We start from the raw sequence: 552 nt of genomic DNA on the forward strand, positions 1-552 counted from the left end.
ATGGACAGCAGTTGAACCGAATCCGAGACCACTACTCCAAGCTGAGGGCGGTACTTCAACGCAAAGCCAGTAAGGGCACCCGCAGTTCGCGGCGCAGATGCCGTCAACTGTTGCAACGGCTGTCTGGCAAGGAGAGACGCTTTCAGGCGTGGGTCAATCATCGCATCTCCAAAGCTATTGTCTCTAGGGCAAAGGCGACAAACAGCGCTATTGCTCTGGAAGACCTGACAGGGATCCGGGAAAGGGTCAATCAACAGCCACGCAGCAAAGCTGAGCGGCGCAGAACCAATAACTGGGCGTTCTACCAGCTTAGGATGTTCGTGGTCTACAAGGCTGCCATTGCCGGAGTACCTGTGGTGCTGGTTCCGCCTGCCTACACGTCGCAGACCTGCCACCGGTGTTTGCACATCCATCCCGACCCTGCGCAATCCTACCGCAATGGGAAGCAGTTTAAGTGTGGGCACTGTGGATGGGAAGGGGATGCGGACTGGAATGGAGCCAACATGATTGCTAAACTTGGGGCTGCCGTAAACCAGCCTAGAGGTCCGTGGT

1 protein-coding gene is annotated in these 552 nt (G+C 56.5%); it reads left to right on the plus strand.

Annotation, left to right across the window (positions count from 1 at the left end):
* Positions 1–552, plus strand: a 552-nt coding sequence (locus NW820_RS13430) for an RNA-guided endonuclease TnpB family protein (RefSeq protein WP_414407779.1), incomplete at both ends; no start/stop codon positions are given.

It is taken from the genome of Synechococcus sp. R55.7, from assembly GCF_047461955.1.
GTDB lineage: Bacteria > Cyanobacteriota > Cyanobacteriia > Thermostichales > Thermostichaceae > Thermostichus.